This window comes from Phycisphaerae bacterium (assembly GCA_012729815.1).
Taxonomy (GTDB): Bacteria; Planctomycetota; Phycisphaerae; order JAAYCJ01; family JAAYCJ01; genus JAAYCJ01.
In genome coordinates, this window is record JAAYCJ010000115.1 from 1 (window position 1) to 14,615 (window position 14,615).

Genomic DNA, 14,615 nt, shown 5'->3' on the forward strand with positions numbered 1-14,615 from the left:
AGGCGGAGTTCGAGGCGTTCGTCACGGAGCACCAGCGGCTGCTGGCGCCGACGCCGGTCCGGTATCTACCGGGGGTGGCCAAGTCCTGGTCGTGCGGCCGGCTTTCGACGGAGGCCTTTCTGGCCCAGGTCGGCGTGGCACTCGAAAGCGGCGCCAACGGCCTGTGCATCTTCGCGAACTGGGGAATGACGGAAGCGGATTTCCGGGGACTTGAGTCGCTCTGACGGATCGGACCGACCAAGGCCAAGTGTTTTAATCGAAGCATCATTGCTGCTTATAATTCACCCCCTGTTGGCATCGGAACTCTGCAACTGGAGTTGGAGTTTGGACGATAAGGGAGATACAATCTGCTTTCGACGACAGAGGCTGTGAAACCGGCGGAGCCGGGTGAAGACGTCATGGAGGATATGGGGTTGGGAATACACCAGACAGGCGAAGGCTCGGGAAAGAACTCCACGATGAATCACAGGAAAACTGCTTTTATATTAGTTGGTTTATTTGTGGGCACGCTGGTTTCGGGCTGTGTGGTGCCTCAGCCTCGCGGCGAGGGGACGCGGTTCTTGCTGAGGGAGCCGCAGAGCAAGCGGGCGTATTACATCTATCTGCCCGAGGGTTACACGCCGTCGCAGGTCTGGCCGGTGGTGTTGAGCCTGCATGGGATGAAGCCTTTCGACCACGCCGAGTCGCAGGAGTTGGAGTGGGAAAGCGTGGCGGACAAGTACAAGATGATCGTGGTGGCTCCGGACCTGGCGAATTCGGATCTGTTGATGGAGTATCCGCTCAAGAACGTTGCCAAGAGCAGCGTTCAGAAAGACGAGCGGATCGTGGTGCGGATTCTTCAGGATTTGATCAAGCGTTGCAGCGTGGATGAGACCAAGATTTTCGCGACGAGTTGGTCGTCGGGCGGGTATCTGCTGCACTACATCGTGGGCAACAATCCGGAGTTGTTCGCTGGGCTGTGCGCGCGGGGGAGTTGTTTTTCGCTGGAGGCGATGGAGAAGATTCCGGCGGCGAAGATCAAGAAGTTGGAGGAGCGTCAGACGCCGGTGATGATCTACTACGGCAGCAACGACATCCCGGTGGTGCGGAAGGAGTCGGCGGAGGCGGTGGAGTGGTACAAGAAGCGTGGGATTCCGGTGAAGGTGGACGTGGTCCGCGGGGGCGGGCATGAGCGGGTGCCGGACCTGGCTGCGGCTTTCTTCGCCAGCCACGGCGGGACGGCCAAGGCCGCGGAGACCGTGGAAATCGTAGCCAGCTACGAACGAGGGATCGCCCCCTTCTGGGTGAACTTTCGGGCCAAACTTCCGGACATCGATCGGCGGGACTACGACAAATACCGGTTCGCCTGGTACATCAACGGCAAGCTTCAGGGGACCGAGCCGACGCTCTTCGCGACGCTCTACAAACCGGATCAGTACGTGGTGTCGCTCGAGGTGATCAGCCCGGCGAACCGCCGGTTTGAGGCGGCCAAGACGGTGCACGTGCTGCCGCGGCAGGTGGCCACGCAGTAAGAGAGGCTTCCGTCCGGCAAGCCCTCTGGTTGTCCATTTCCCGTGCGTTTATCCTTTGATGGCGTCGGCGATGGATTCGTCGATGACGCGGAGGGCTTCGAGGACGGCCTCTTCGGTGATGCAGAGGGGCGGGCAGATTTTAACGCTGTTGCCGCCGAAGCCGACGGGGGCGAAGAACATCACGCCGCGTTCGATGCAGCCGCGAACGATATTCCACGCGGCGTCCGGATCGGCCTGCTCGGTGCCGGATTTGACCATCTGCAAAGCGGCGACCAGGCCGCGGCCGTGGGCGGCTCCGATGTGTTTGGGATACTTGCCCTGCAGTTCGCAGACGCCGCTCTGGAGGACCTCGCCGACGGCGGCGGCGTTATCGACCAGCCGTTCCTTGAGGATCAGCTCGATGTTGGCCAGGGCGGCTGCGCAGCAGATGGGGTTGCCGGTGTGCGTGCTGGTCATCGAACCGGGGCCGTAGAGGTTCATGATGTCGGTCTTGCCGAGGACGGCGGAGATGGGCAGCGAACTGGAGATGCCCTTGCCGCAACAGATCAGATCGGGCAGGACTCCGTAGCGCTCGAAGCCCCAGAACGTGCCGCAACGACCGAAGCCGGCTTGGACTTCGTCGGCGATCATGACGGCTCGGTGACGGTCGCACCAGCGGCGAAGCTCCTGCATGTACTTTGGCGGGGCGAAATCGGCGCCGCCGCCCTGGTAGGTCTCGCCGATCACGCCGGCCACGCGGTCGGGGTCGACGCCCTTTTCGCGCAGCGTCTTTTCGAACAGCTCGAAGCTCGTGTCCCTGGTGTAGAAGCCGTCCGGGAAGGGAACCTGGACGAATCCGGGATCGAGGTTCTTGATCCAGGTCTTGAGGGCGGGAATGCCGCCGGCCTGCTGGGAGCCGAGGGTGCGGCCGTGGAAGCCCCGTTCGAAGGAGACGATGACGATTTTCTGATCGCCGCCGATCTGGGCGCCTCGGGTCCGCGCGAGCTTGATCGTGCATTCGACGGCTTCGGAACCGGTGGACAGCAGGAAGCACTTGTCGATGCCGTCGGGCGCAACGTCGACCAGTTTTTTGACCAGTTTGGCCCGGGGCTCGTTGGGGAAGCAGTAGCTGGTGAGCAGGCCCTTGGCGGCCTGTTCGACGACGGCGTCGACGATGTCCTTGCGGCCGTGGCCGGCGTTGGTGATCAGGACGCCGGAGCTGAAGTCGATCCACTTGTTGCCCCAGCGGTCGAAGACGTAGAATCCCTCGCCGTGGTCCCAGACGATCGGCGGCTGGCCTTCCATGCAGTGCGGTTCGCAGGCGCGCAGCTGCTCCATGATGGGCAGCGATTCGGGAACGGGGATCGGGGTAAGGATCCGGCGGTGTTTGGTTTCGACCTTCTTGACCTGTCGGGGTTCGAGGGGGAATACCTTGGCCATGACATTTCTCCTGTGCAGTTCACCGAACCATCGCAGCCGCTGCATGAGGCAGGCTGATACTGACCATAAAGAACGGTAATCTACCAACGCGGGGCGGGGAGTGCAAGCGGTTTAAAGAAGTTTTGTCAGCGTCTTCCGGAACAGCAAGCGGCCAAACTCGGGCCAACGCTCATGCCGCCGCCGACTCCGGGTAAAGGACGACCGCGTGTGGCAGGATCTCCTGCTGAACAAACAGGTGGCTATCATCGGTCAGGGCTTCGACCGGATAGATGTGCGGCTCGATATCGAGGCCAAAGCCTCTTGAAGCCAGGAGCAGGTGAACGCCCAAATCGTGAGCCCTCCAGTAGCTGTAGTCACGAATGAAGAAGGCCAAGTCAAAGTCACTCGCCTCACCGCTAACACCCCGGGCGCGCGACCCGAACAGCAGGACTCGCTCGAAGCGGAACTGATCGAGGATTGAGTCGAGATACCGCCTAAGGCGTTTCATGTCGTCGTCAGTCGTTCGAGACACTGAAAGTATCTCCTTGTCTCAGCCAAGACTTGTGCGCTGTGTTCCTCATCCAATTCATGCAGGACTTCACCGATCTCGTCCGGGTACCGGGATTCAATGTAATATCGCTGAAGATGTCCGAAAAGGGCGTCCCGTTCCGCATCCTCGGGAAGCCCGACAATCTCGGCCAACCGGAGAAGGTTATGAGTGTACGGCGCGAGTTGCTCATTCTTGGCCAGATGGATGGCCTTGAGAAGTTTCTCGATCGCCTGCTGGCACAAGAACGCCACGTACAGGTACCTCCCGCCCAAATGCATGACCTGCGCCGCATTCGGGTCATAGGCTGCCCGTTCCACCCATTGCCTGACTTTCTGATGCAGATTCATCAGATCATCCTAGCCCGATAATGCATTAATTGTACGACATGACAGCGAGCATTTCAATGGCTCAGGCCCAGGTCTCGCATTCTTCGGAAGAGGGTGGTGCGGGAGATTTTGAGGGCGTCGGCGGTGGCTTGTCGGTTCCACCGGTGGCGATCCAGGGCGCGGAGGATGATCTGTTTTTCGGCGTCGGCGAGGGCGTCGGCGAAGGGAAGGTCCGCGGCCGGAGAGACGGCGGCGGATGGCGAAGCGGGGATTTCGGCCAGGATCTCCGGCGGCAGATCGTCCGGCTGAATGGTCTGGGTCCGGGCCAGGACCACGGCCCGTTCGATGACATTTTCGAGTTCGCGCACGTTACCCGGCCACGAGTAACGTTCGAGGCGTTTGTAGGTTTCGGCGTCGATGCGGTCGACGGGGCGCTGGTGCTCGTGGCGGAACCGGGCGAGGAAATGCTCGACCAGCGGGCGGATGTCGGTCAGGCGCTCGCGGAGCGGAGGCAGCGCGATGCCGACCACGTTGATCCGGTAGTAGAGGTCCTGACGGAAGGTCCCCTGCTCGACGAGTTTTCGCAGGTCCTTGTTGGTGGCCACGACGACGCGGACGTCCACGTCGAGGGTCTGATTGCCGCCGACGGGTTCGAACTGCCGCTCCTGAAGGACGCGAAGGAGTTTGACCTGCAGCGCCGGCGTGGCGCTGTCGATTTCGTCAAGGAAGATGGTACCGCCGTCGGCGGCGAGGAACCGCCCCTGCTTATCGGCCAGGGCGCCGGTGAACGAGCCCTTGAGGTGTCCGAAGAGCTCGCTTTCGAGGAGGCTTTCGGGCAGTGCGCCGCAACTGACCTCGACGAACGGCCCGTCGCTGCGGTCGCCGTGGCGGTGGAGGGCGCGGGCGACCATGGACTTGCCGGTGCCGGATTCGCCGGTGACCAGGACGGTGGTGGAGGTCGGGCCGACGGCCTCGATGAGTTCGAATACCCGCTGCATCTTGCGGTCGCGGCCGACGAGTTCGCCCAGGCCGTCGCGCCGCTGGAGCTGCTGACGGAGGGCGAGGTTCTCAGCCTGGAGGGCCTGCTGTTTGAGGGTCCGTTCGATGGCGATGCGGAGCTCGTCGTCGACGACGGGCTTGGTCAGATAGTCGTAGGCTCCGAGCTTGATCGCCTCGACGGCGGAGTTGATCGAGCCGAAGGCGGTGATGACGATGGGCACCGCTTCGGGATGCTGTCGGCGAATGTAGCGGAGCACGTCAAGTCCATCGTGCTCAGGCATGTTCAGGTCGGTGATGACGATCTGGACGGGGTTGTCCTGGAGCACCTCGCGGGCGGCGTCGAAGCTCCCCGCGGCGTGGACGTCGTGGCCTTCAAGCCGAAGGAATTCGCCAAGGGAGTCGAGGATGATGCGGTCGTCGTCGATGATGAGAATCGTTGCCGTCGCAGCACTCGCACGTTCGTTGGCTTCAAGCACGGTCATCGCGACATCCTTTCCCTCTGCAAGGCCGGCGTGGCGGCGGGCAATTCGACGACGAATTTGGCGCCCGCGTCGCGTCCCGGTCCGGCGGAGAGGCTGCCGCCCTGCTCCTCGACGATTTCGCGGGCGATGGCCAGTCCGAGTCCGGCGCCGCCGCGGTCGCCCTTGGTGCTGTAGAACGGTTCGAAGATCCGCTGGGGATTCTCCGGCAGACCGCAGCCGGTGTCCTCCACACTGACCCTCACGCACCCCCCTTCCACGGACGTCCGGATGTTGATGATGGACGGGCAGTCTGGGTCTCGCCGCCGGCGTTCGTCGATTGCGTCGATGGCGTTCTTGATGAGATTGCAGAAGACCTGGTAAAGCCGCGGCCCGCCGGCTTCGGGCAGACGGTCGGACAGGGCGGTGACGATCTGGATTCGCCTCGATTCGGCGCGAAGGAGCATGGTTTTGACCGCCTGCTCGACCAGTTCGTTGACGGAGATATTCCCGATGGACGACTGGCCGCTGCGGGCGAATTTGGCCAGGTCCGATAAGATCTGCTGGATTTTGCCGAGGGCGTCCTGGGCCGAGCCGAGGTACTCCTCGATTTTGGCCGTCCCGTCGTCGGGAGTCTGTTCGAGGCGGCGCAGGGCCAGGCTGATGTATCGCATCGACCCATCCAGCGGATTGTTGACTTCATGGGCGATCCTGGCGGCCAGACCGGTCAGCGAGGCCAGGCTCTGCTCGCGGGTCTGCTGAACGGCCAGTTCCGCCTGATCCAGCCGCTCGGCGAGGTAGACAAAGGCCCAGGTCGCCGATCCCATCGGGGCCGGCGTGATCCGTACGTCGATGCGGCGCAGCGTTCCGGCTGAGCCGACGGCGACGTTTTCGAGGACCACGGCGGATTTGCGTTGGAGGCACTCGGCCGCCATGCCGTCCAGGTCGATGCTGACCTCCGGTCCCTGCACCATACCCAGCCGCCCGGCTGGTCCAAGCCAGTCGCGGTCGGCCTGTCCCTTTGCGCAGGGGGCCACCACGACGCGACGGTCATCGTCAATGAGGCACGCCCATCCCGGCAGATCCGATAGTATCTGCTCCAGGAGGGTCAGCCAGTGTCTATTCTGGACGTTGGATGCCTTATCCATGCTTATCTGCCCGGTCATGCGCGCAGGGCCTTTGAGCCCACTCGGACTCATTGGTGACATCGGCAAAGCAATGGGACGGCTGAACGTACAGAAACGGAGTCAGAGTCAAGCCCTATTGAATAACTAGTAAGTAGGTCGATTATGTCGGAGGCGGGGATGGGTCTGAAAGTCCCAAGATTTGGCTTGCTTTCATCAGCAGTGGGGCCGATGCTTGTAGCGTTGCAGACGAGCTGTGACAGGCCAAAAAGTCCCTCCGGACTGATTGACTTTCCGAATCCGGCGTTTTATACTATCAGTTTACCTTTTATCAAGAGGATGCACGATGCCGGAAGAGAAGAAGACGATTTTGCTGGTGGATGACGACGAAGAGATTCTGGCGGCGATGGAGGCAACCATCCGCCAGTTCGACGTGAAGATCGAGCGGGCGACCAACGGCAACCAGGCGGTGGACAAGGTGGAGAAGGTCGAGCCGGACCTGGTGGTGCTGGACATGATGCTGCCGCGGAAGTCGGGATTCCTGGTGATGGAGCGGATACGATCGCGGCGCCAGCAGCAGAAGAGCGAGAAGCCGTACGTGATCATGGTGACGGCGAATCCGGGCCAGCGTCACAAGCAGTACGCTCAGAGCCTGGGGGTCAATGAGTACCTGAACAAGCCGTTCCGGATGGACCGGTTGACGGATGCGATCTCGAAGCTGCTGCAGATTGAGAAGAAGAGTAAGTAGTAAGAACCCTATAGAGATGTGCAAGCGGAGAAGTAAGAAACGATGTCGGAAGTAATCACAGCCAAGAAACGCGAAGCGATTGCGTCGCATCGGCGACACGAAGGCGACACCGGTTCCTCGGAGGTCCAGATCGCCCTGCTGACGGCCCGGATCAATCACTTGACCGAGCACATGCGGCAGCACAAGAAGGATCACTCTTCCCAGCGGGGGCTGATGAAGATGGTCGGCAAGCGCAGTTCGCTGCTGAAGTACCTGCGTGAGACGGACCTGGAGCGTTATCAGAAGGTGATCGCGGAAGTCGGGTTGCGGAAGTAACGGGACGAACCGACCGTGGGTCAGGCGGGGCTGTGAACACGTAGGTGCGCCGTTCATCGCGTATGCCCGCGGGGTGAGTATGTGATGTGAATCTGTAGGAGTACAATGATGCCAGTTTTTCGGGTGGAACGTGAAATTGCGGGTCGGACCCTGTCGATTGAGACGGGGCGGCTGGCCCGCCAGTCGCACGGCAGTGCGGTGGTGCGTTACGGGGACACGGTGGTGCTGTCCGCCGTGGTGTTTTCGGCGCCTCGGGAGATGCTGGACTTTTTCCCGCTGTGGGTGGACTACCGCGAGAAGACGTACGCGGCGGGCAAGTTTCCGGGCGGTTTCATCAAGCGTGAGGGGCGTCCGACGAACAAAGAGATTCTGACGATGCGGATGATCGATCGTCCGATCCGGCCGCTGTTCCCGAAGTTTTACCGGGACGAGGTCCAGATTCAGGCGATGGTGCTCTCGGCGGATCAGCAGAACGATCCGGATATTCTGGCCGCCATCGCGTCGTCGGCGGCGCTGGCCGTCTCGCCCATTCCGTTCGAAGGGCCCATCGGGGCGGTTCGGATCGGCCGGGTGAAGGACGAGCTGGTGGTCAATCCGCTGCACAGCCAGTCGGAGTTTTCGTCGCTGGAGCTGGTGCTGGCGGGGCGCAAGGACGCCGTCAACATGATCGAGCTGGGCGCCGAGCCGACCTCGGAAGAGGTGGTTCTCCAGGCGATCGAAATGGGCCATGGCGTGATCACGACGATCTGCGAGATGATCGAGGAACTGGTCGCCCAGGTCAATCCGGTCAAGATCGAGGCGCCCGGCGCGCCGGAGCATTACGAAGCGATTCTCAACGCGCTTCGCGAGAAGTACACCGGGGCCCTGGTCGAGGCCAAGCAGATCAAGGGCAAACAGGAGCGGAACGCGGCGGTCGACGCGGTCAAGGAGAAGGCGTTCGAGGAACTGGCCCCCGAGGACAATCCGGAAGCCGAGACGCTGAAGAAGATCGCGTCGATGGCGTTCGAGGAGTTCGAGGAGGCGGTGGTTCGGCGTCAGATCATCGAGGGCCGCCGGTCGGACGGCCGTCAGGCCGAGGAGCTTCGCGAGATCACCTGCGAGGTGGGCACGCTGCCGCGAACGCACGGTTCGGCGGTGTTCACCCGCGGCGAGACGCAGGCCCTCGTGGTGGCCACGCTGGGCACCACGGAAGACGAGCAGATCGTCGACGGCCTGGCTGAGGAATACAGCAAGAAGTTCATGCTGGACTACAACTTCCCGCCGTTCAGCGTGGGCGAGGTCAAGCCGATCCGGGGTCCGGGCCGTCGCGAGATCGGCCACGGCGCGCTGGCGGAGCGGTGTTTGGCGAACGTGATGCCGTCGGTGGAGGATTTCCCGTACACGGTTCGGCTGGTCTCGGACATTCTCGAGTCGAACGGTTCGAGTTCGATGGCGAGCACGTGCGGCGGGACTCTGGCGTTGATGGACGCGGGCGTGCCGATCCGCGAGCCGGTGGCGGGCATCAGCATCGGGCTGGTCAAGGAAGGCGACACCGAGCTGCTGCTGACCGACATCATCGGCGAGGAAGACCACTTCGGCGACATGGATTTCAAGGTCGCGGGCACCAAGTCCGGGATCACGGGCATCCAGTTGGATCTGAAGATGCGCGGGATACCGATGCACCTTATCCGCGGGACATTCGATCGGGCCAAACAGACGCGGATGCGGATTCTGGACATCATGCTGGCGACGATCGATCAGCCGCGGCCGGAGATCTCCGAGTACGCTCCGAAGCTGCTGACGATCAAGATCGACCCGGAGAAGATCGGTACGGTGATCGGGCCGGGCGGCAAGATGATCCGCAAGATTCAGGACGAGACCGGGGCCAATATCGAGATCGAGGACGACGGCACGGTCTACATTTCGAGCCGCGGCGGCGACGGCGCGTACAAGGCCCGCGAGATGGTCGAGCAGCTCACCGAGGAGATCGAGGTGGGCAAGACGTACACCGGCAAGGTGGTTTCGATCAAGGATTTCGGCGCGTTCATCGAGGTGCTGCCGGGCCAGGACGGCCTGTGCCACATCAGCGAGTTGGCGGACGGTTACGTCGGCTCGGTCACGGATGTGGTGAGCATCGGCGATACGGTCACGGTCAAGGTGATCGGGATCGACGATCAGGGCCGCGTGAAGCTCTCGAAGCGGGCGATCGACTCGCCCGGGTCCGAGCAGATGGCGCCGGCGGGCGGCGGCGGCCGTGATCGCGGCGGCGACCGCGGCGGACGCGGCGGCGACCGTGGTGGACGCGGCGGCGACCGTGGTGGACGCGGAGGCGATCGCGGCGGACGCGGCGGCGACCGCGGCGGACGGCGCTAGCGTCAAGCGACACCTGCTGATAGAGACAAGAACCGGAAGGGCTGGGCCTTTCCGGTTTTTTTATGCGCGAAAGAGCCCGCCACGTGGCGAGACGCGGGAAGGGCCCCGTCCCGCTTCCGGGAGATTGGGATCAGACCCCCAGGATGTACTGGAGGAGTTCGAGGGCGTCCTGCCATCCGATGGGGAAGTCGGAGAGCGGGGCCCGGCCGAATTCCTGGTCCTCGATCAGCAGGTAGGACGGGGTGATGCGGTCCATCAGTTCGGCGTTGTCCTCGGTGTGGATCAGGCCGAGCAGGTGGCCCATCTCGTGCGAGACGACGTTGGCCACGGCCTGGGCGATTTCGGCGTCGCTCCAACTGGGGTAGTCGAAGGCTGAGCCGAAAACGATGGCGTTGTCGTCGGGTTCCTCGTTGTACCAGTCGATCGAGTCGGCCAAGCCATAGTAGTCGTTGTCGGAACGGGTGCCGGCGACGTGGACCGTCGTGAAGTCGCCCGACGGCGTCTGCTGCTCGTAGGAACTGAGGATGTCCACGTCCAGCCCCTGGTAGTCGGCCCGCACGGAGTCGACGATCCAATCGGCCAACTCCTCAGCCCGCAGGTCGCCGAAGACGTCGGAGAAGGGAGCAAGCATCGCGATGCTCAGGCCGGCGACGTAGACGTCCTGGTCGCCGTGGAAGTTGAGGTAGACGGTCTGATGTTTGGGAATGAACGCCGCCTTGTCAATCGTGAAACGCAGGGTGTAATCGACGGGGTCGCGGCCGATCTGATCGGTGTAGGCCACGGCCAGGTAGTATCGGCCGGTCTTGAACAGGTACTGGGAGAACACACGGCTGGCGTTAAGCGAGCAACCCGTGCCCCGGGCGAGCCGGGCGATCTCGTCATCCTCGTCGAAGAGGGCGATGGTCACCGACTCGCTGAGGTCGCAAGTTTCGGTCTTCCAGTAGATGTTGATCTTCTGGCCGGCTTCGATGGCGCCGATGTCGTAGACGTCCACATCGCCGCTGTCCGAGAGCGTGCCTTCGATCAGTCCGGAAGCAACCGGCTGAGTGGTCAGCACCTGCGCTTGGGCGAAGTCGTCGTTGGGTTCAACTTCGGTGATTTCCTTTTCGGGCGGGTCGAGGATGACCGCACCGCACCCCCCTACCGCCGCCATCATCGACAGCACCAGGATTACCGCCGCATGTTGCACGCTGCTCATTCGATCAGCCCTTAATCACGGCCAAAGGCCTGTTTCTTGCCACGATCTTCGCCAGTCCGGCTCCGGCGACCGCCTTGACCACGAGTGAGACATCTTTATAGGCCTGCGGCTGCTCTTCGGCCAGCCCTTCCCGGTCGCGGGCCAGGGCGATCACGCCCTGATCGGCGAGTTCACGGGCGATGGAGCGGCCCTTGGCAGATCTGACGGCGGCGGAACGGGACATGACGCGTCCGGCTCCGTGGCAGGCGCTGCCGAAGGTCTCCCGCATCGCGCCTTCGGCGCCGACCAGGACATAGCTGGCCCGGCCCATGTCGCCGGGAATGATGACCGGCTGGCCGACGGACTTGTAGCGTGTCGGCAGTTCCGGATGGCCTGCCGCAAAGGCCCGCGTGGCTCCCTTGCGGTGGACGCAGAGCGTCATGGTGCGGCCGTCGACGGTGTGCTGTTCTATTTTCGCGATGTTATGGGCCACGTCGTAGATCAGTTCCATGCCCAGATCCTCAGCGGAGCGGCTGAAGAATCCGGCGAAGAGCTCGCGGACCTGGTGCATCAGGAGTTGGCGGTTGGCCCAGGCGAAGTTAGCGGCGGCCCGCATGGCGGCCAGATACCGCTGCCCTTCCGGGCTGTTGACGGGGGCGCAGACCAGTTGGCGATCCGGAAGCGTGATACCGTGTCTGGCGGGCAGGTCGCGCAGGGCTCTGATCGCATCGTCGCAGACCTGGTAGCCCAGGCCTCGCGAACCGGAGTGGATCATCACCACCAGTTGTCCGCGGTCCAGGCCGAAGACCTCGGCTGTGTGCGGGTCGATGATTTCCTGTACCTCCTGAAGCTCCAGGAAGTGATTGCCGCTGCCGAGGGTGCCGCATTGATCGTTGCCGCGTTCGCAGGCCCGCTGCGAGACGGCGTCGGGATCGGCGCCATCGAGCGCGCCGCCGGCCTCGCAATAGTCCAAGTCGCTCGGCCAGCCCAGTCCTTCACCAACCGCCCATCTGGCCCCGCCTTCGAGAATGTCCCTGATTCCGGCGACTTTGAATCTGTACTTGCCGCCCTTGCCGACGCCAGCCGGAACGGTGGCGAAGAGCTCGCGGATCAGCTTTTCCTTGTGTTTGTCAACGTCTTTGGCTTGGAGGTTGGTCCGGAGCAGGCGGACGCCGCAGTTGATATCGTAGCCGACCCCACCTGGACTGACGACGCCGCCCGATTCAGGATCGGTCGCGGCCACGCCGCCGATGCAGAACCCGTAGCCCCAGTGGATGTCGGGCATGGCCAGGGACTCGCCGACAATTCCGGGCAGCGTGGCCACGTTGGCGACCTGTTCGGGGGCTTGGTCCTGCTTGATCTGACCGATCAACTCGGGCGAGGCATAGATCCGGCCGGGCACCCGCATCCCGTCTTTGTAGCCGATGGGAATGCGGTACCGCCAGGGATCGAGTTGTTCCAGCGGCCCATGCCACGCGGATGTCATTGGACCATCTCCTGCTCTCTGACCGGGAGTCCCGGTCCCACCGGACAATTATAGGTCTAGACGTCGAAGACGACGGTCACGGTCAGCAGGCCATCCTCCTGCCGGATTTCGAGGTTGTGGTAGGTGACCGCCTTGATCTCGGTGCGAATGCGTGAGCGCTTCGGGTCGAAGCGGCAGGCGGTCACTTCGGCGATCAGTCCGCGTTCATGCAAAGCGGTGAAGCTGATCTCGTCGAAGACGGTTTGGCGAACGTCAAGCCAGTAGTGGACCTCAGCCAGCCAGTCGTGCAGGAGGTCTTCGTAGCTGGAGGCGGCCAGCTCCACAACCTCCTGCCGGGGACTGTCGCGGCCCTCGACCCGGCCGACAATCTGGTAGAAGCCCCTCGCCACCAACTCGAAGAGCTCCAGCATGCTTTGGGACTGGACTCTCAGCGCCACGTCGGCGGTGTGCTCGATGACCTCGATGTTCCCCCGCATGTCGCCCCCTTCGCTCAGAAAGCGGCGGTGGGCAGATCGAACAGATTGTAGACCACCTGGCTGACCGCCTGGTTGATCAGGGACAGCAGGGCCGATTCGAGCTGGGCCGCCGTCGCCTGCTGGAGGTCGCCGGTCTGGCAGCCGCACAGCACCACCATGCCCATCAAGGCCGCCTTGCACAGACGCCATTGGATTCTCATCAGTTAGCTCCCGTTCGCGGATCAGGCCTGGACAAAACAGCATTATAGATCAGGCGGGGCGGTTCCGCCAGTGGGATTATCAGACGGCTGCTGGATTATCGGTCGTTGGGGCGGCCGGGCGTCGAGGCGGCCTAAGCCTGGCGGCGGAAGCTGTCGATAAGTTATTTACAGACCGCCGTGGTCACGGTATCATAGGGGCTGGCGGTCAAATCGGAAGGAGGAGACAGTGATGAGCCGACGTGCGGGATATCTGTTGGCGTTGACGGCGCTGGTGCTGGTTTCGACCCCGGTGGTCAAAGCGGACGTGCCGGGACCGATGGACGTGCTCAATGGTCTGTACTACGCCGGGCTGTTTCCTCGCGTGCAGCGGGACATCTATCAGGACGGCTGGGTGGTGGACTTCGGCCGCACCTTCGTGGACAGCACCTACGACTTCGGCAACGTGGAGATGACGCTGAACGGGGCCCTGGACGGCCAGTTCACAATCGGGCATCGCGGGATCGACGAGATCAGCTATTCGCTGAGCACGCCGGGCGGTCTGGCCTTCCAACTGGTGGAGTGGGACGGGATCAACGAGATTTCCGTCGATGACGGCCTGCTGAACATCGAACAGAACTTCAAGGTGAACCGCTATGGGTTCTACACGCTGGAGATGAACATTGTGGGCCGGGGCACGACGGTGACCAACGGGATTCTCGACGATTCAGCCCCGATCGACTTCAACGTCGGGCCGATCGACATCCAGGGGCACCTGTTGCTGGATTTGGTGAACGTGATCCTGTACAACGCGTTCGGAACGTACATTCCGGGCGGGGCGTTCGACGCGATCGTGTTGGGCGACTTCATCCAGTCGGACCTGGCCGCCGACCTGCTGGCCGGAGCGACGATCGAAGCCCAGCCGGAGCCGACGGCGGCCGCGGCCCCCGAGCCGTCGACGCTGCTGGTCCTGGCGTTGGGTGGTATTCCCCTGCTGTGGCGACGGATCGGCCGGTAAATCCGGATCGGACCGACCCATCAGAACCCTCTGACCACCATTCCTCCTCCGTGCGCTTCGCGTGCGATGCGATGTTTGGCGCGCTGGCCCGATGGCTTCGCGGGGCCGGCTATGACACCTTCTGGCAGGAAGGCATTCCGGATTCGGAACTGATCGACCTGGCCCGCGAAAACGACCTGATCGTTTTGACCGCCGACACGGGGATTCTGAAGCGCAATGTGGTGGTGCGCGGCCAAGTGCGGGCTCTGTTTGTCCCTCCCGATCTGCCCCGGCACAAGCAGACGGCGTACGTGTTGAACACGCTGTCACTTCGCCGCCAAAGACCCCGCTGCATGGCCTGTGGAGGCGAACTAGCGGCTCTGGACCGTGAGGAGGCCCGAGCGCGGGTGCCGCCGGGAGCGTTCCGCAACTCGGAGCGGTTCTTCCAGTGTCGCCGGTGCGGAAAGGCGTATTGGTCGGGGAGTCATTGGGAGAATATCGATCGGCGGCTGCGGGAACTAG

Annotated in this window: 16 protein-coding genes; 7 read left to right on the forward strand and 9 right to left on the reverse strand. The window is 62.9% G+C overall.

The annotated features are described in order from the left end of the window. Positions 1–224: hypothetical protein (locus GXY33_08190; GenBank protein NLX05108.1), on the forward strand; the 224-nt coding region annotated here is incomplete at its 5' end. A gap of 276 nt (positions 225–500) precedes the next feature. Then, positions 501–1,511: a prolyl oligopeptidase family serine peptidase gene (locus tag GXY33_08195; protein ID NLX05109.1), complete on the forward strand. Its 1,011-nt coding sequence runs from the start codon at positions 501–503 to the stop codon at positions 1,509–1,511. A gap of 48 nt (positions 1,512–1,559) precedes the next feature. On the opposite strand, the gene GXY33_08200 is transcribed toward GXY33_08195, so the two are convergent. The 5 genes from GXY33_08200 to GXY33_08220 form a co-directional block, all read right to left on the reverse strand. Further along, positions 1,560–2,930, reverse strand: coding sequence for an aspartate aminotransferase family protein (locus GXY33_08200; protein NLX05110.1), 1,371 nt, complete (start codon positions 2,928–2,930; stop codon positions 1,560–1,562). Between the two features lie 169 nt (positions 2,931–3,099). Next, positions 3,100–3,441: a nucleotidyltransferase domain-containing protein gene (locus GXY33_08205; protein NLX05111.1), complete on the reverse strand. Its 342-nt coding sequence runs from the start codon at positions 3,439–3,441 to the stop codon at positions 3,100–3,102. Then, positions 3,414–3,806: a HEPN domain-containing protein gene (locus GXY33_08210; protein ID NLX05112.1), complete on the reverse strand. Its 393-nt coding sequence runs from the start codon at positions 3,804–3,806 to the stop codon at positions 3,414–3,416. Before GXY33_08210 ends, GXY33_08205 begins: the two co-directional genes overlap by 28 nt. Before the next feature lie 53 nt (positions 3,807–3,859). Continuing rightward, a complete protein-coding gene (locus GXY33_08215) occupies positions 3,860–5,266 on the reverse strand; it encodes a sigma-54-dependent Fis family transcriptional regulator (protein NLX05113.1) in 1,407 nt (468 codons plus the stop codon). After that, positions 5,263–6,390: a HAMP domain-containing histidine kinase gene (locus tag GXY33_08220; protein ID NLX05114.1), complete on the reverse strand. Its 1,128-nt coding sequence runs from the start codon at positions 6,388–6,390 to the stop codon at positions 5,263–5,265. Before GXY33_08220 ends, GXY33_08215 begins: the two co-directional genes overlap by 4 nt. A 322-nt stretch (positions 6,391–6,712) precedes the next feature. On the opposite strand from GXY33_08220, the gene GXY33_08225 reads away from it, so the two are divergent. The 3 genes from GXY33_08225 to pnp all read left to right on the forward strand — a co-directional run bounded on the left by GXY33_08225 (position 6,713) and on the right by pnp (position 9,781). Further along, positions 6,713–7,114, forward strand: a complete 402-nt coding sequence (locus GXY33_08225; GenBank protein ID NLX05115.1) for a response regulator — start codon at positions 6,713–6,715, stop codon at positions 7,112–7,114. Between the two features lie 42 nt (positions 7,115–7,156). Next, positions 7,157–7,429: a 30S ribosomal protein S15 gene (rpsO, locus tag GXY33_08230; GenBank protein NLX05116.1), complete on the forward strand. Its 273-nt coding sequence runs from the start codon at positions 7,157–7,159 to the stop codon at positions 7,427–7,429. Positions 7,430–7,537: 108 nt separating this feature from the next. Continuing rightward, entirely contained in the window at positions 7,538–9,781 is a 2,244-nt protein-coding gene (gene pnp / locus GXY33_08235; protein ID NLX05117.1) for a polyribonucleotide nucleotidyltransferase, read from the forward strand. 130 nt (positions 9,782–9,911) lie between these two features. On the opposite strand, the gene GXY33_08240 is transcribed toward pnp, so the two are convergent. Genes GXY33_08240 through GXY33_08255 form a run of 4 tightly spaced genes read right to left on the reverse strand, consistent with a single transcriptional unit; the run spans position 9,912 to position 13,120 of the window. Continuing rightward, a complete protein-coding gene (locus GXY33_08240) occupies positions 9,912–10,979 on the reverse strand; it encodes a hypothetical protein (GenBank protein ID NLX05118.1) in 1,068 nt (355 codons plus the stop codon). Positions 10,980–10,983: 4 nt separating this feature from the next. Then, positions 10,984–12,444, reverse strand: coding sequence for an RtcB family protein (locus GXY33_08245; protein NLX05119.1), 1,461 nt, complete (start codon positions 12,442–12,444; stop codon positions 10,984–10,986). Between the two features lie 56 nt (positions 12,445–12,500). Further along, positions 12,501–12,920, reverse strand: coding sequence for an archease (locus GXY33_08250; GenBank protein NLX05120.1), 420 nt, complete (start codon positions 12,918–12,920; stop codon positions 12,501–12,503). Positions 12,921–12,934: 14 nt separating this feature from the next. Further along, complete coding sequence (locus GXY33_08255) at positions 12,935–13,120, reverse strand: hypothetical protein (protein NLX05121.1); 186 nt, start codon at positions 13,118–13,120, stop codon at positions 12,935–12,937. Positions 13,121–13,349: 229 nt separating this feature from the next. Here GXY33_08255 and GXY33_08260 point away from each other — a divergent pair, with 229 nt between their 5' ends. After that, positions 13,350–14,114 carry a PEP-CTERM sorting domain-containing protein gene (locus tag GXY33_08260; protein NLX05122.1) on the forward strand — a complete coding sequence of 255 codons (765 nt, stop codon included), beginning with the start codon at positions 13,350–13,352 and terminating at the stop codon, positions 14,112–14,114. A gap of 71 nt (positions 14,115–14,185) precedes the next feature. Further along, positions 14,186–14,615 (forward strand): hypothetical protein (locus GXY33_08265; protein ID NLX05123.1); only part of this gene is annotated, 430 nt, incomplete at its 3' end.

What these genes read in the sequence shown, in the direction of transcription:
- GXY33_08200 (NLX05110.1), bottom strand. Translation starts at nt 2,930, where the DNA reads ATGGCCAAGGTATTCCCCCTCGAACCCCGACAGGTCAAGAAGGTCGAA.
- GXY33_08210 (NLX05112.1), bottom strand. Translation starts at nt 3,806, where the DNA reads ATGAATCTGCATCAGAAAGTCAGGCAATGGGTGGAACGGGCAGCCTAT.
- GXY33_08215 (NLX05113.1), bottom strand. Translation starts at nt 5,266, where the DNA reads ATGACCGTGCTTGAAGCCAACGAACGTGCGAGTGCTGCGACGGCAACG.
- GXY33_08220 (NLX05114.1), bottom strand. Translation starts at nt 6,390, where the DNA reads ATGGATAAGGCATCCAACGTCCAGAATAGACACTGGCTGACCCTCCTG.
- GXY33_08225 (NLX05115.1), top strand. Translation starts at nt 6,713, where the DNA reads ATGCCGGAAGAGAAGAAGACGATTTTGCTGGTGGATGACGACGAAGAG.
- rpsO (NLX05116.1), top strand. Translation starts at nt 7,157, where the DNA reads ATGTCGGAAGTAATCACAGCCAAGAAACGCGAAGCGATTGCGTCGCAT.
- pnp (NLX05117.1), top strand. Translation starts at nt 7,538, where the DNA reads ATGCCAGTTTTTCGGGTGGAACGTGAAATTGCGGGTCGGACCCTGTCG.
- GXY33_08240 (NLX05118.1), bottom strand. Translation starts at nt 10,979, where the DNA reads ATGAGCAGCGTGCAACATGCGGCGGTAATCCTGGTGCTGTCGATGATG.
- GXY33_08245 (NLX05119.1), bottom strand. Translation starts at nt 12,444, where the DNA reads ATGACATCCGCGTGGCATGGGCCGCTGGAACAACTCGATCCCTGGCGG.
- GXY33_08250 (NLX05120.1), bottom strand. Translation starts at nt 12,920, where the DNA reads ATGCGGGGGAACATCGAGGTCATCGAGCACACCGCCGACGTGGCGCTG.
- GXY33_08255 (NLX05121.1), bottom strand. Translation starts at nt 13,120, where the DNA reads ATGAGAATCCAATGGCGTCTGTGCAAGGCGGCCTTGATGGGCATGGTG.
- GXY33_08260 (NLX05122.1), top strand. Translation starts at nt 13,350, where the DNA reads ATGAGCCGACGTGCGGGATATCTGTTGGCGTTGACGGCGCTGGTGCTG.